General features: G+C 63.8%; 14 protein-coding genes. 8 read left to right on the top strand and 6 right to left on the bottom strand.

What is annotated here, in order from left to right:
* Window positions 1–60: 60 nt before the first annotated feature.
* Entirely contained in the window at window positions 61–879 is an 819-nt protein-coding gene (locus tag ACYVN4_RS25210) for a MerR family transcriptional regulator (RefSeq protein ID WP_460724459.1), read from the top strand.
* A 62-nt stretch (window positions 880–941) separates the two neighbouring features.
* Here ACYVN4_RS25210 and ACYVN4_RS25205 read toward each other — a convergent pair whose 3' ends face one another.
* Entirely contained in the window at window positions 942–1,409 is a 468-nt protein-coding gene (locus ACYVN4_RS25205; RefSeq protein ID WP_460724458.1) for a nuclear transport factor 2 family protein, read from the bottom strand.
* Window positions 1,410–1,536: 127 nt separating this feature from the next.
* A complete protein-coding gene (locus ACYVN4_RS25200) occupies window positions 1,537–2,661 on the bottom strand; it encodes an LCP family protein (RefSeq protein ID WP_460724457.1) in 1,125 nt (374 codons plus the stop codon).
* Window positions 2,662–2,965: 304 nt separating this feature from the next.
* Between ACYVN4_RS25200 and ACYVN4_RS25195 the strand changes: the two genes are divergently transcribed.
* Window positions 2,966–3,397, top strand: coding sequence for a group II truncated hemoglobin (locus ACYVN4_RS25195; protein WP_460724456.1), 432 nt, complete (start codon window positions 2,966–2,968; stop codon window positions 3,395–3,397).
* Window positions 3,398–3,401: 4 nt separating this feature from the next.
* On the opposite strand, the gene ACYVN4_RS25190 is transcribed toward ACYVN4_RS25195, so the two are convergent.
* Window positions 3,402–4,247: a helix-turn-helix domain-containing protein gene (locus tag ACYVN4_RS25190; protein WP_460724455.1), complete on the bottom strand. Its 846-nt coding sequence runs from the start codon at window positions 4,245–4,247 to the stop codon at window positions 3,402–3,404.
* Window positions 4,248–4,429: 182 nt separating this feature from the next.
* On the opposite strand from ACYVN4_RS25190, the gene ACYVN4_RS25185 reads away from it, so the two are divergent.
* From ACYVN4_RS25185 to ACYVN4_RS25170, 4 genes are all read left to right on the top strand, one after another.
* The gene (locus ACYVN4_RS25185) at window positions 4,430–5,236 is read left to right on the top strand and encodes an alpha/beta fold hydrolase (RefSeq protein WP_460724453.1); all 807 of its coding nucleotides are present in this window, start codon (window positions 4,430–4,432) and stop codon (window positions 5,234–5,236) included.
* A gap of 19 nt (window positions 5,237–5,255) precedes the next feature.
* A complete protein-coding gene (locus tag ACYVN4_RS25180; RefSeq protein WP_460724452.1) occupies window positions 5,256–6,002 on the top strand; it encodes an MBL fold metallo-hydrolase in 747 nt (248 codons plus the stop codon).
* Window positions 6,003–6,004: 2 nt separating this feature from the next.
* Window positions 6,005–6,373: a putative quinol monooxygenase gene (locus tag ACYVN4_RS25175; protein WP_460724451.1), complete on the top strand. Its 369-nt coding sequence runs from the start codon at window positions 6,005–6,007 to the stop codon at window positions 6,371–6,373.
* Window positions 6,374–6,524: 151 nt separating this feature from the next.
* Window positions 6,525–7,550 carry a glycoside hydrolase family 18 protein gene (locus tag ACYVN4_RS25170; RefSeq protein WP_460724450.1) on the top strand — a complete coding sequence of 342 codons (1,026 nt, stop codon included), beginning with the start codon at window positions 6,525–6,527 and terminating at the stop codon, window positions 7,548–7,550.
* 386 nt (window positions 7,551–7,936) lie between these two features.
* Here ACYVN4_RS25170 and ACYVN4_RS25165 read toward each other — a convergent pair whose 3' ends face one another.
* From ACYVN4_RS25165 to ACYVN4_RS25155, 3 genes are all read right to left on the bottom strand, one after another.
* Entirely contained in the window at window positions 7,937–8,521 is a 585-nt protein-coding gene (locus ACYVN4_RS25165; protein ID WP_460724681.1) for a DUF6236 family protein, read from the bottom strand.
* Between the two features lie 52 nt (window positions 8,522–8,573).
* Window positions 8,574–8,957: a hypothetical protein gene (locus tag ACYVN4_RS25160; protein WP_460724449.1), complete on the bottom strand. Its 384-nt coding sequence runs from the start codon at window positions 8,955–8,957 to the stop codon at window positions 8,574–8,576.
* Between the two features lie 330 nt (window positions 8,958–9,287).
* Window positions 9,288–12,173, bottom strand: a complete 2,886-nt coding sequence (locus tag ACYVN4_RS25155; RefSeq protein WP_460724448.1) for an ATP-binding protein — start codon at window positions 12,171–12,173, stop codon at window positions 9,288–9,290.
* A 151-nt stretch (window positions 12,174–12,324) separates the two neighbouring features.
* Here ACYVN4_RS25155 and ACYVN4_RS25150 point away from each other — a divergent pair, with 151 nt between their 5' ends.
* Both ACYVN4_RS25150 and ACYVN4_RS25145 read left to right on the top strand, forming a co-directional pair.
* The gene (locus ACYVN4_RS25150; RefSeq protein WP_460724447.1) at window positions 12,325–14,385 is read left to right on the top strand and encodes a hypothetical protein; all 2,061 of its coding nucleotides are present in this window, start codon (window positions 12,325–12,327) and stop codon (window positions 14,383–14,385) included.
* Complete coding sequence (locus tag ACYVN4_RS25145; RefSeq protein ID WP_460724446.1) at window positions 14,382–14,897, top strand: hypothetical protein; 516 nt, start codon at window positions 14,382–14,384, stop codon at window positions 14,895–14,897. The genes ACYVN4_RS25150 and ACYVN4_RS25145 overlap by 4 nt, the downstream gene beginning before the upstream one ends.
* The last annotated feature ends 333 nt before the right edge of the window (window positions 14,898–15,230 follow it).

Here is a 15,230-nt window from a genome sequence, read left to right as displayed (position 1 = left end):
AGGGTCAAGCACCGGTTGTGTGCTGGACCCTCCGGTAAGGGAAAGGTTGATACTGGCCGCATGGACACAGGTCTGACCGTCGGCGAGTTCTCCCGTGTCACCCATCTGAGCGTCAAGACGTTGCGGCACTACCACGACGTGGGACTGCTCGCGCCCGCCGATGTCGACCCCGCCACCGGCTACCGCTACTACTCCCTGGACCAAGTGCCCACCGCGCAGGTCATCCGACGCTTACGCAACCTGGAAATGCCGGTGGCGGACGTGAAAGCGGTGCTGGCCGCCCACGATGTCGGCACCCGCAGCGAGCTGATCAACGCGCATCTCGCGTGCCTGCAGGATCGGCTCGCGCAGGTCCAGAACGCCGTCGAATCGCTGCGTGAACTGCTCGAGCGACCCGATCACGGGCCTGCCATCGAGTACCGCACCGTCCCGGAACAGCAGGCGATGGCGATCCGCGAAGTCGTCGACCGACAGGATCTGGTGAGCTGGTGGCAGGGCGCGCTCGGCGAACTCCACGGCTTCGCCACGGCACGCGGCCTGCGGCGCACCGGCCCGATGAGCGGTTACTTCGCGAGCGAACTGACCTCGGCGGAGCACGGCGAGGCAGTCGTGTTCATCCCCGTCCAGGCGGATGCGCGCCCGGTCGGCAGGGTCACCGCGCTGGTCGTGCCCGGCGCCGAACTGGCGATCGCCGTGCACCGCGGCCCGCTGCACACCATCGACCTCACCTACGCCGCCCTCGGCACCTATGCCGCACGCCACGAGATCGGCGTCGACGGCCCGCTCCGCGAGAACTACCTCCGCAGCCCCCTCGACGTCGACCACGAGCGTGACCTGGTCACCGAAGTCGGCTGGCCCATCTTTCGCGCCAACGGCTGACATAGACCAGTGAATCTTGTTGCGCTGGACAAGCTTCCGCGACCATCGCGATGCGGCAATCCTCAGGGAGTACTGGGACGGGTATCGGTCCAGTCGACCATGAGTTTGCGCTCGGCAAACAGCCACACCCCGTCCTGCTTGACCATCGTGTCGAGGTAGCGGATCCAGGCGGTCATGATGGTGCGGGATCCGTCGGTGTTCTCGGTGAGGTGCTGGGCCATGCAGTAGGCGACACCGGTCGCGCGATCACCGGACAGCTCGATCGTGCTCTGACCGTTGAAGTGCATGGTGGCGGCATAGGCGTTGAGGGCGTCGAATACCGGCGCCAAGGACTCGCGGCCGTCCAGCTCCTGCGACGGCTCGGGATTGCGGGCATCCATGAAGACGACGAAGTGCGTGTCCTCGGTGAAAAGGGCCATCTGTCCCTTGGCGTCGCGTCGATCGGCGCAATGCGCGTAAGCGTCGATGAGTTCACGGATCGCAAGCCGATCCGCGACTTCGCCCCCGGTCATCTGAGTGTGCGTTGCCATGTCGAGAGCTCCTTCGGCTGGTGTCGTCCCATTCCGTCGACCGCGCTCCATCAACTCGATGCAAGGCTAACCCAGGCAACCAGATCGGAATTCGCAGCGGCAGACGGTGGGCGTCTCCGACGGTTCGTCAGTTCACGCAGGGCACTCCGCCGCCCGAATTCGAGGTCACCGGGGAGCCGTTGGGTGCGTCGCTGGCAGGGCCGGAGCCGGGGTCTGCGGTGGGCGCGACGGAATCGCCAGCGGTCGTGGATTTCGCGCCGTAGAAGGTGGATTGGATGATCGCGCGGATGTTGTCCGGGTCGATGCGGTTGGCGTCCTCGCCGTTCACGGTGTAGAAGCCTTCGATCGGGAGCGTCTGGAAAACGATGTTTCCGCCTGTGAGCGAACGCAATTGCGTTGCCATCGACAGCGCGTTCCATCTGCTGTCGAGAACGACATCCCGTTTCGCGGCGTCGGTGATGCTGTTCATCCGGAACGGGTTGAGGATTGTGCCGAGGCCGCGGATGTTGTGCGACGCCGACGCCAGGAACGCCTGCTGGCGGTGCGTGCGGTCGAGGTCACCGTTGGGTAGTCCATGGCGCTGCCGCACGAATGCCAGCGACTCCGCGCCATTGAGGGTCTGCGTGCCCGCCGGGAAGACCGCGCCGGAGTAGGCCGAATCGTCCACCGCATTGTTGAGACAGACCTGCACGCCGCCCAGCGCGTTCGCCAGATCGTAGAAGCCCGCCAGGCTGACCTCGGCAAAGTGGTCGATGGAGACGCCGGTGAGGGTGCGAACGGTCTGCAGTGTCAGTTTGCGCCCGGCTTCGCGGCCGATGGACTCCAGCCGATGCGGGTCCGTCACACCCTTCTTGGCCGCAGCATCCTCGGCGTCGGCCTTGGCGTTGCCATAGGCCTCTTTGATCTTGAGGGTGCCGTAGCCGGGCACCTGCACCGCGTCGTCGCGAGGAATCGAGAAGGCCTGCGCCTTGCCGCCGCCGGACGGAATGTGAATCAGGATAAGGGTATTGGTGTTGTAGCCACCCTCGTTCCCGTCTCCCGCATGCAGCGCGGTCAACACCGCATCGGGAAGCTGCTGACCATTCTGGTCCTTGCGGGTGTCCAGGCCCATCAACAGGATGTTCGTACCGTTGGACGAGGTGGGTGCGCCGTCCAGCGCATTCGAGGAAGCCATCGCGCTGGACGTGGTCGCGAGCAGATAGACGTAATACCCGGTCAGCACCAGTGCCAGCACGACGATCAGCGCCAGCACTCGTCGAATGATCCGCCACCATCGCCGTGGTGACCGGCGCGGCGGGGGACTCTGGGGCGGCACCGCGCGCGGATTCGAAGGCGGTGGCTCCCAGCCACTTCCACCCGACTGCGACCAGTCGCGGCCCATCAGTTCCTCCAAGTCACGCTGAATCGAATGCTCCGGCGCAGGTTACCGACCATTCCTGTGCGATAACTGAAGGAAAATACCGACCGTATGTGGTGGCAAAGGTCTCTCGCGGTGAAGTAAGTTCGAAATCGGTTCTGGACGACAAGCTTTGACGGCATCGGCGTTGGAGGTCGCGATGGAGAGTCTCTACGAGCACGCGGGCGGGGACGACGCGATCCACCGCTTGGAGGAGATCTTCTATGCCAAGGCGCTGGCCGATCCCGTCTTACGCGAGGTGTTCCCCGAGCGGGTGCCGACTCACGTCGATCATTTGACGTGGTTCACCGCCGAGTCGTTCGGCGGACCGGACCGATTCACTCGGAAACTCGGGTTCTCCCACATCATCGATGTGCACCGGGGACTCAAACTGACCGAGGAGCAGCGTCAGCGCTTCGTCGATGTGTATGTCGAGGCACTCGACGAATCCGGGCTGCCCGACGATCAGCCGTTCCGTTCCGCGGTCATCTCGCATGTCGAATTCGGCTCCCACGTCGCGATGCAGAACTCGCACGCCGAGACCGACGAACAGTTGCACCCGCTCCGCGAGGTCCCGCGCTGGACCTGGTAGGTGATTACTGCGGGTAGTACAGCCGGCGGTGGTGGTTGTCGCCGAGAGAGGACAGGCGGTGGGCGTCGCGGGTGTGGGGTTCGGCGGTGAACAGCATGATCTTGAGATCGGTGCCGGGAACGGTCAGGGCGTTGGCGTCGAGGGTGATGGTGCCGACCCCGGGGTGATGGGTGATGCCGCGGGTGCCGCCGAGCTTGGTGGGAGCCGCGGTTGTCCAGAGTTCGTCGAAATAGCCGTGGGCGGAACGTAATTCGGCGGCGAGTTTGGCGAGGTTCTCGTCGTGCGGGTAGCGGTCGGCGGCTTCGCGCAGGTCGGCGACCAGGGAGGTTTTGAACTGGTTGGCCTGGGCGTCGGATTCCCAGACGAAGTTGGCGGGTTCCATGAAGAACCGCCACGCCATATTGCTGCCGTGGCTGCCGTAGGGCGCTGGTTCGCCGAACAATCCGACGCCGGGGGAGTTGTAGGCCAGTAGGGTCCAGCCCGCGTCATAGATCGCGGCGGGCATGTCGAAGCGCTCGAGCAGTTGACGGGTCGCGGTGTCCACGACGTGCGGTACCGCGCCGGGCTGCACGATCGTGTGCCCGGCCAGGGCGCACAGCTGCTCGTATTCGGCCTGCGAGAGGCGCAGCACCCGGGCGAGCGCGTTGATCACCGAGGCGGATGCGCGGCTGCGGCCCTGCTCCAGGCGTTTGATGTAATCCGCTGAGACGCGGCTCAATTCGGCGAGCTCCTCGCGACGTAGGCCCGGCGTGCGGCGGGTCCCCAAGGTCGTGAGCAGGCCCAGATCCGCCGGTGACACGCGGGCACGGTACTCGCGCAGGAGTGGGCCGAAGCTGTGCGTTGTGGCCATGGCGATTCCGAGTCTGTCGCGGTGTGAAGGCTGCGCGAGGAATCCACTGTACTCCTGGGGATCTCGTCCCCGCAGGCGGAAAAACCGCTGGTCGTGGGTGGGACAGGTCGGCCCTGGCTGCATATCGGTGATCGCGGGACTCTCGATTCAGCAGGTCTACCCCACCACGAAATGAGATTCCGATGTCCCACACGACAATCCACACCGTGACGCCCGCCGGGGACGGCCCGGTCGAGGTGACCGTCACCGAATACGGTGCCGGGCAACCGTTTCTGCTGCTGCACGGCGGTGGCGGCCCGCAGTCGGTGCAGGGCTTCGCCGAACTGTTCGCCGCCCGCGATGCGGTGCGGGTGCTGGTTCCGATCCATCCGGGCTTCGGCGGGACGCCCCGGCCCGAAACACTCGACAGCATTACGGGGTTGGCGGCGCTCTACGATGCGCTGCTCGCCCGGCTCGACCTGACCGACGTCACCGTGATCGGCAATTCGGTGGGCGGCTGGATCGCCGCCGAGATCGCGCTGCGGAAGAATCCGAGGGTCAGCGGGATCGTGCTGATCGACGCCGTCGGCTTGGCCGTGGCCGGGCATCCGGTCGCCGACTTCTTCGCACTCACCATGGACGAAGTCTTCACACTCGGCTTCCATGACCCCGACAGGTTCCGCATCGACCCGGCCACCCTGCCCCCGGCCGCGCAGGCGATCGCCGCAGGCAACCAGCAGGCGCTGCGCGTCTACGCGGGCACGGCGATGACCGATCCCGGTCTCGCCGAACGACTGGCCGGCCTGGAGATTCCGACGCTGGTGTTGTGGGGCGACAGCGACCGGATCGCGGACGTCGACTATGGCCGCGCCTACGCCGCCGCTATCCCGTTGGCCCGCTTCCAGCTGCTGCCCGCCACCGGACACTCCCCGCAACTCGAAACCCCCGAGCTGGTTATGGACGCGATCTGGGATTGCGCCGACACCGACTTCGCCGCCTTCGCGCACTGACCTTCGAGAGGACCTGATCATGTCGAGCATCGCCGTCACGCGCGTCACCCACAGCTGCCATCTCATCGAAATCGGTGGCCGCACCTTCCTGACCGACCCGTGGTTCAGCACCCGGCCCGGCTACTACCAGGGCGAACCGATCGCCCTGAGCATCGATGAGCTGCCGCGGCTGGACGCGGTGCTGATCAGCCACGACCACTACGACCACTGCGATCTGGAAACCTTTGCCGCCTACCGCGATCATGCGGTCCCGTTCGTGGTCGCCGAGACCGTGGTCGAGCATGCCCATCGGACTGGATTCACGAACGTCACCGGACTCGAGGAGTGGCAGGAGACCGAGATCGGCGGCGTCACCATCACCGCGGTTCCGGGCAAACACGGCGTGCACGAGGTCACCTTCGTGCTGCGGGCCGGGGCGGACGCGGTGTATTTCGCCGGGGACACCCTGTTGATCCCCGAACTCGCCGAGATCCCCGAGCGGCTCGGCCACATGTCGCTGGCGCTGTTGCCCACCAACGGTTTACATGTGCGGCCCGCCCACAACATGCAGGTCGTCATGAACGCCGAGGAGGCCGCGCAACTGACCGCCATCCTCGCCCCGGAGGTGGCGATCCCGCACCACTACGCGTTCACCAAGGGCTGGCTGGGGGACCGGCTCATTACCAGCAGCGACCGCGACCCCCGCCACTTCCTGGAAGCGGCACGGAAGCTGGCCCCCGACACGACGGTGCGGATCATCGAACCCGGTGTGCGAGTGGAGCTGTGACGATGGACGACTTCCTGACCGAGACCCTGAGCCACCGCAATCTGCACGTCGACCTCGGCGACCCGACCCCGCGCCCCATGATCGCGATCCTCGACGCCAAACCCGGTCTGGCCGACGCCTTCCGGGAGCGGATCGTCGAACTCGTGCGCGCCGTCCGGACAGAACCCGGCTGCGTCACCTTCACCGCCTACGAGGCCCGCGACCTGCCCGGCCGCTTCTACCTCTACGAGATCTACACCAACGCAGCCGCATTCAACGCCCACCTGCAAACCCGCCACGTCCACGAATTCATCGCCTCAATCCCGGCATTGAGCACCGGCGGCCCCGCCAGCCTCATCCAACTCGACGAAGTCCCCGTCATCCAGATCTAGGGTCGCTCACAACGCGATAGGCGCGAATCCTCTGTACCGCAAAGGATTCGCGCCTCTCTAGTGAGAACTCCCTGGCAACTTGATCGGCTTGACGGGCGAGGCTATTCGCCGTGCCATAGGCTCGGGCGTTCGGGGACGAACGGGGGACCGGATGCGATGGTCGCTGTGGTGGCGACGGACATGGATTGCCGGGCTGGCTGTGGTGGGGCTTGTTGCCATTGTGGTTGGCGGAATTGTGGTCGGGTTGCGGCTGGAGTATGCGGGGACGCCGACTGCGCACACTCGGGGTCGGGACGCGCTGTGGCTCGGGCACGAGTGGATCGATGGTCGCAAGGACGAAGGCGACGTCGCTGCACTGAAGGCGCAGTTGGCCGATAGCGGCATCAAAGACTTGTACGTCTTCTCCGGTCCGCTCGACTCCGATGGCAGCCTCCCCGACGACCGGCATCCCAACGCGTCATGGTTTATCGATGCCGTGCACCGCGAAATTCCCAATGCCCGGGTGCAGGCCTGGTTGGGGAACTTCGTCGCCCCGGAATACCCGGACGAATTGCATCTCGACGCCCCCGATGTGCGGGCAAATATCCTCGCGTCGACCGGACAGCTACTGGATCTCGGATTCGACGGTGTGCATTACGATTTCGAGCCGATCCGCTCGGACACCGCCGATTTCCTCACCCTGCTGGACCAGGCCCACGCCCTCACCACGGGCCGTCACGCCCTGCTGTCGATCGCCGCTCCCCAGATCGACCCACTACCCGGATTGCACGCCCCCTACCTCGCCGCTGTCGGGCATGAAAAATGGTGGTCGCAAGCGTATTTCGCGGCGGCGGCACGCCGGGTGAATCAAGTCGCCGTGATGTCCTACGACACGGCCATGCCCTACCGGTTCATGTACGGCGGCTACGTCGCCCAACAAACCACACTCGCCCTACAGGTGACGCCCGCATCCGTCGACCTACTGATGGGCCTACCGGCCTATCAATGGGATAGCATCGCCCACCACAGCTCAGCGGAAACCGTCGACGTAGCAATCCGAGCAATCCGCCTGGGCTTGGGCCGCACCGACCCCAACCGCCCCGCTTTCGGTGTAGCTATTTTCGTCGACTACACCGCCACACCCCAAGACTGGGCCGCCTACCGATCAAGCTGGGCGACCCCCGCACCGACCAGGTGATCCAATGCGCTTTGAAAGAAAGCGGCATGGATTCCTCTGCTATGCAAAGAGATCCACGCCAGGTGTGTCCGGAGAGGGCGACCTGCCAGAAAGTTTGACGCGATATACGCCGATGTATACGAATATATGTTCGATTATCGGGCAGCAGATATGCATTTCCGCCGGTGGAACGCGTGTGCGTAGTGGTCGTGTCCCTGTTCGCGCTCTGGACGGATCGGGCCAGGAAGGGGTCTGCCGGTGGCGAGAAAGCGGCGGTCGAAGATTCCGATCGAGGACGAGGTGCGAGTGGTGTTGCCGGTGCTGTTCTGGGAGATGAGCGCCCACTGAGGCCGCTTTCCGTGCCGACCACCGGCGTTTATCTGGTGCGTTGCCGATGGTGGAGACGTCTAATGTCTCGGCCATCGGCGGGCGATCCGCGAGGCCAGACTTACTGCATTCAACTTCCGGTCGATGCGGAACAGGTATCCGACGGGCGAGGTACGGATCGCGTCGCGACGTTGGCTGCGCCACTGAAGCGGGGCGGTCAGCACACATGCAGCAAGGACGGTCGGGATGGTGATCTCGGCCGCTATCCCTAGGTAGTCTGCGGCACCCGCTGCGGCCGGCGGGAGAGCGAGGGTCTTTACGTTGGCCACGGACCTTGCCGATTGCATACCGAGGCTGTGAAGTCGTTCTTCGAGGTCCCGCAGTTGCGCTGACACACGGGTATGAACCTCCGTATGTAGATGCTCGCGGAAAACAACTATGTCGCGGACATCTTGAAGCCCAGCGAGGAGTTGCGCTTGCTCGCTGATATTGGTGCGGAACGCATCGAATTCGACTCCGTAGCGACGACGGACCTCAAGGATTCGCTCGATAGGCACATCGGCGATCCCGGACGGCATCACAGTTTCGAAAGCCACGTAGACGAAGGCGTCCTGTACTTCTGGGATTTCGCCGTTCAGGTCCGCGCATAGGCGTGGATCGGCCAGCAGAACCCGCGCCAGCCGGTCTACCGTCCAGGCACCTGATGCCGTATAGGGATCAGCAGCGCGGCAGAGTGCCGCTCCGGAACAAACCGTTGCCGTCCACGTATCCGCCGTATGTCCAGCCGACCCAGTCTATTTCGGTGCCGATGCTGCCGTACCACTCTGCGATCGTGCGGTACCAGATGTTGCCGACGTTAATTGACTGGCCAACAATCCAACAGGTGGCATAGATGCCGTCGTGGTTTCCCGGAAAAAGGTCCGGCGCGCCGACTTTGCCACCGCTCGTGTTGTATTGGTTGTAAAGGCCTACGCCGTATCCTGTGTCGAGGTAGGTCCACGAAGCGGCGGCCGCAGAGCCTGTCGAGAGGATCATCGCGCTGCAGGTGAGCAGGGTGGCCGCCGCGAGCACGGAAACCCGCTGTACGTTCTTGGTCCGCACGCCCGGGTGTCTGCGATGGGTTCGGCTCGGAGTCTTGTCTTGCGTCAGCGATTTTCGCATGGGATTCCTGTCGTGGAGCGGTGTATGCGATCGAGTCAACGACCGGGCTGAGTTGGACGGTAGGCGCTTCGCGGCTTCGTGAGCTCAGGCGCGGATTCTGCGGGTATGTACGAAACCCCTGGTCGATCCGTCGTTCCGGTCCGGAACATCGCCCACCGGTCCGGACATGTGGTCGATGCAAGGTCCGCGCGACTGCCGTCGACCGCAAGTGCGATCGGCAGGAGTTCCGCTCGGAGGTGAGTCGCCGGATCAGCCTCCGGGTAAGGAGATCTACTGCTCGTCCGGTGGCCGCGTCGCTGTTGAGATCTGCTCTAGGTAGCTCGTGGCGGTGACTATTTCGGTCGCCGCGCCCACGTGACGGAAAATCTCGATGGCTTCCACCATCAGTGAAATCGTGCGAGTGCCTTCGGGATTCGGGTAGGAACGAGCGATTCCTTCGAGGGCTCGGGCGTGCTCGAATCGGCTTCGAATCGTGCGCGCCAACGCGAGCGCGTCGGTGAAGATGGCGCGTGCCTCATCGAATCTTCCGGTATCGATGAGCAGTTGGCCGATTTCGTTGAGTAACTCTGTTTCCGCATAGCGATTTCCGAGCGTTCGGAAGCATGCCAGCGCTTGCTCGAACAGCTGGTCGGCGGTCTGGAACTGGCTGGCGTCGCGGTGCAGGATACCTGTGCAGACACTGACGGTTGCCTCACCGTCGAGATCGCCGAAGTCACGGAAGAGCGTGCGAGCACGCTGGAACTGCTCGGCCGCGGCGGCGCTGTCTCCGCCGCGGCGGTGGACGTTCCCGAGATGGACCAGGCTGAAGGCCTCACCGATGTGGCTGCCAATCTGCCGATGCCGGATCACGGCCTGCGTCAGATCATCGATGGCGCGTGCATCGCCGAGTCGGCCGCGAAGTATTCCCAGGTTGGTCAGGCAGGAAGCTTCACCGGCAGCGCCGCCGGTCGCGCGATGCACTTCCAGGACCTCCTCGTACAGTCCCGCGACGCGCGCGTAGCTGTCGGTGAACCACCGTGCCAGCCCGACGAGTGTCAGGCCGGTCAGCTCACCCGCGGTGTCGCCGATCTCGCGACGCAAGTGCAGGCCTTGCCGGAGCAGTCCGATACCCAGTTCCTCATCGCCGGCCAGCCAGTGGGCGATCGCGAGGTTGGTCAGCGCGACTGCTTCGTGAAACGGGTCTCCGACTGCGCGGAAGTGCGCGAGGGCCCGCGTGCAAAGTCTGATCGAATCCTCGTAGTGTCCGGTGCGCCAGCTCATCGCACCGAGATTGAGCATGGATGTGGCCTCGCCGATCTTGTCGCTGCTCTCGGTGAACAGGGTCAGAGCACGCTCGTAGTTGACGGTCGCGGCGCGGTAGTCGCCTGTCAGCGAGCGCGTATAGCCGAGATTGATCAGACCGGCAGCTTCACTGACACGATCTCCGAGGTCCGCGGCGGTCGCGATAGCGCGTCGGTGTAGCGCTTCGGCGAGTGGGCGGGGTCCTTCACGTTCGAGCCACGCGGTCATCGTCTCGACCATCGCTGTGAACCATGCGGGTCGATGGTGTTCGGCGTAGTCCAGACACGCGAGCAGATTCGCGCGCTCGAGCCGTATCCACTGTATGGCGTCTTCCTGGCCAATGAATTTGTGCGATACGGGGGCTGTGTGGTCGGTGAATGCCCGCAGCGGATAGCCGGTCGGCCGGAATTGGTGCGCGCACGCCGCTGTGGCAACGCTGAAGTAGTAGCCGAGCAGTCGGGCAAGTGCCTGTTCTCCGCGACCCGCTGGATCTTCACTGGCTAGCGTCCGGGCGTATTCGCGCACCAGATCGTGCAGCCGATAGCGTCCGGCTTCGAACTCGTCGATCAGATGTACGCTGTAGAGGGCATCGAGCTGCCGTCGTGCGGTCGTAAGCGATAGATCGGCCAGTGCTGCCACCGCATTCACACTGAGGTTGGCGCCGGGCGCCAGTCCGATCCACCGCAGCAAACGCTGTTGTTCACCGGATAGATTTCGGTAGGACGTCGTGAATCCAGCTCGGACCGCGCGATGACCGGCTTGCAGTTCTCCCAGGCGGTCCTCGGCAACGGCGAGCTCTGCGGCGAGACCCGCGACGCTCCAGGCCGGGTGGTGAGCCAGCCGGCCAGCGGCGAGCACGATGGCCAGTGGAAGATGTCCACACAGCCTGACGATGTCGTCCACCGCCGCCATCGTGGATGTGTCGAGCTGTCGATCGGCGAGTTCGCAGAACAACTCCCGTGCGGCTGCGGGCTGAAGGGGTTCGAGTGAGACGCGCTTTGCTCCATCCAAGGCGATCATCCGGCGGCGGCTGCTGATCAGGGTGAGGCATCCAGGGCCAGGCGGGAGTAACGGTTCGACTTGCTGCTCGTCGCTGGCGTCGTCGAGCACCAATAGGACGCGCCTATCGGCCAGCCAGCTGCGCCACAGGTCGCGGCGACCTTCGAAACTGCTTGGAACATGGCGCGGTTCGATGCCGACGTCATTGAGCAGGAGCCCGAGGACGTCAAAGGCGCTGGTCGCATCCACGCCCGGTGCGTGACCGTTCAATTCCACGAATAAGCATCCGTCACGGTAGTCGCTGCGCAACAAATGCGCGGCTCTGGTAACCAACGCGGTCTTGCCCACACCGGCCATGCCATCAACGACGAAAATCGATCTCGAGTCTCCGGTCTGTGAAAGACAACGAAGGTCGTCGTCGCGTCCGATCAGCACAGCCACGTCCCGTCGCAGGGCGACCGTGGCGCGTGGTGGCAGACCATGGTCGCCCGGGATCGCACGGCGTCGCTTGGCCCTGCGAGCGTCGCCCGGTTCGGAAGCGGCCTCCCAGGTTCGCCTCCATATCGATGGATCCAACAACAGGCTGGCGCGCTCATCGGTGGGCGGCGCAACCAGGTCGATCAGCGTCAGCATGACGGGCTCGAACGATTCGAACTTGGCTGGCACGTTACGGCCAGATCGCCAGTCGCTGATCCGCTGCACCGTGGCCACCTCGCCCTGATTCACTCGCCGCGCTGCCCGCATTCGTTTGGCTGCAGCGTTCGAGATTCTGCTCAACGTTGGATTGCCTGCCGCTACGAACAACGCCTCCAGCCGGGAGGCGAAAGCTTGTCGCGCCGTGGCTGATTCATCGCTGACACCGTTCGAGCGTCCCACCATGTCATCTTATGGAGGGCGAGCGGCATCCGGACCGGAGATTCGTGATCCGGTCCGGAAAACCCCGACGACCTGCCAGTTCGCATCGGCCACCCATCTCCGAGGCCAACGCCAGATACGCAGGCCGCGTTACGGTGTCCGTCGAATCCTGATGGCCGAGGGGATCATTGCATGCCGCAACACATTCTTCGATCAATCCGACCGGCCGCCGTTGTGCCGTCCGTCCAGCCCGAAATGCATTGCACTGCATTGCGACTGCATTTGGCCTGTGCGTCCGGGCGGCGACGTGTCCACTGATGACGACGTCACCGGTTCGCCGGTACCGGATGCGTCCGCTCGACCGCGATGGTCGCGGCTCGCACTTCCCCGATCTCGCTGGTTGATTCCGGTTGTCGTGGTGCTGGTGGTGGCGATCGTGAGTTTCGCTATCGTGTCGACGAACCCGCGTCCGTCGGGTGACGACCAGTTGTTGACCGGCGATGGTGCGCGTGCGGCTCTATCAGATCTTGCCACCGCCATGGATCGGACCGCGGGCCTGCATGTCACGGGCATAGCTCTACCGACGCAAGGGAAGTCAGTCCCTGTCGATGTCTGGGTTACCCATCCTGGCGATGCTGTCGGCACTTTCCCGATCGCTGATGGCAAGTTCATCGACTACGTCGCCGGCGGCGGCACATCGTTCGTCAAAGGCGGACGATCGGCATGGAAGGCGTTGGGTGTCACCGACGAGCCGGCATCGGGTACGGACCGGCAATGGTCCGGCAAGGGCATGTACGCGGACCAGTCGATCACTCCTCCTCCTGAACTGCTGCCCGACGGGGACGATTTGGCAGCGACCTACTCGCCGCAGGCGCTCGCTCGGTCGTTGAGACCGACCTCGGACAATGACCGGACGATCTCGGTCGGCAAGCCGATCGACCTCAACGGCCACCGCTCGCAGCCGGTCCACATAGGACATCTGACGGTATACCTGGGCAGTTCCGTCACACCGACTGACGGCCAGGTCGTGACACACGGATTACAAGTCGACAGAATCGACATGGCAGATCCGGACGCGACGGACCCGACGGCGCCCGCGATATACGAACTCACTGCCGCAGCGATGACGATCGACCAGGTCCGGAATTTCTACGACTACATTCCGCAGCAAGCCTTTTGGGCCGTCATCGACCCGAGCGATCCGCGGATTCGACTCACGACCAAAGACCTCACTCCAAACCCGTGTGGCGAGACCTCATGTGTGCTGCAGTGGCAGCTCACCAATGCCATCGACAACGATCGGCGCGGCGAAATCAAACAGGTTTCAGTCGGTTACAACGTCTCTGCGCAGGCAAACGGCGCCAGTTCGAACTGTGGAAGTGTGACGAGCCCGATCTCGATCACCATGGCGCGGGACAGTTCGGTCATGATCTCGTGTCCGATCACGTATCCCGGATCCACCTCTGGCGGCAAGATCACTGTCGATGTCTATGTGAGAGCGGCGATCTTCACCATCGCCGATAAGGAGAAGTTCGACAAATCATTTGCCGCGAACCGTGATGGGGTTGTGGCTCTGGCGGCGGCGACCCCGTCCAGCACGGCGCAACCACCGTCTTCGACATCGCGAATCAGCACGAGCACGGCTGCGCCACGCGGACCACCTATCCCGCGCCCTGATGTCCTCGACGAGGCCACGTGGCAGATCCTGTCGAAATCGCCCACCCTGATGCGTGATTGGCGCACCCTGTTCAGCGACAAAGGATGGAAACTCGTAGCGAACGATGCTGGTGCCGGGTCACGAACAGTCAAGGGCGTCGAGAAAACGATCTGGCTGGATCCGGACCTCAAAGGTCACACACTCGGGCAGGCACAAACAATCGTCCACGAGATCGGGCATGCGATGTATGAGGAAGGCGTGCTCGAATACTCATCGAGAGAGGCATACGTCGCCTCGGTGCTCAAGGACGAAGGAGCGGCCACCCTCTACAACATCGTTGTCGCTCAGGAGATTCGGAGCGTGATGGGTCCTGATATCGGCATAGTCGGACAGCCCGCCTTCGAAGGACAGTTCCAGTCATATGCCTTCTATTCGCGCACCGCATCGGAGCCGGATCGTGATCGCTACATCAACGAACTTTCCAGGAGCTACGTGAATCTGATCGTCTCAGGAACAACGAAGACCTACCCGCAATATTACGGCGACTTGTATGACAAGTGGAGGGCGAGTTGGTGAGCAGGACCGCACGCTTCGCGAACAGTGCCGTCGCGGTGGCCGGGATACTGGTAGCGATGATGGCCATGGTGGGCTGTACGCACAAGGACGAACGAATGCGGGCACAAGATATCTGGGACTTCACCGAGCAGATGTCGAGGCAGGCACCACTGACTCGCTCCCGAGTCGAAACACTGCTCGGCGTGCCCCTTCGGGCGGTGACAGAGGTTCGGTCCGAAGGCGGACCGGCGACCCTGGGCCCGAACGTGACGGTGACCCGGGCGATCGCGGCGGACAACAACACCGGATGGATCTTCGCAACATTCGATGTGACTACACCCGACTGCGTCACACTCGGCGATATCCGGCAGCGCTACCCCAACGTCGAGGTGGCCGAGGGCCCCTCCCCCTTCGCCCCAGACCCCGCAGGTGTCTGGAGTTCTCAACAGCCTTGGGGGAAGCTGCGATTCGCAATTACAGTGACCACCAAGTGTTTGGTCTCGATCGAGTTCGTTCCCGGCACCACCACCTAGCCATTCTTTTGGCGCCTCCCAGGATCAGTTCACGTATCAGTCATATCGAATGCCGGGCGGGTATCGGCATGGTGCAGGCAGGCGCGCGTCATCAACTACCCTCACGCACCGGGCCACCCAACTCGGCTGCGGCGGTCGATGTTTCGACGCATGCATCTGGACGGTGAATCGGGCCAGTGCGAGCTGCCCTCCGCACGAAACGAGATTCGGGTCGTCGAACCTGACCGTCGTCCCGGTCGGCGCATGAAACAATCACACCTGCGAAGTGGCCTTCCCCTGGAAATTTTCGAGCCTCGACAACTCGTATCTTCCCTGATCGGAGGGCACTTCCTT

The sequence above is a fragment of the Nocardia heshunensis genome (genome assembly GCF_054782115.1).
This window is presented reverse-complemented; position numbering and strand designations above follow the sequence as displayed.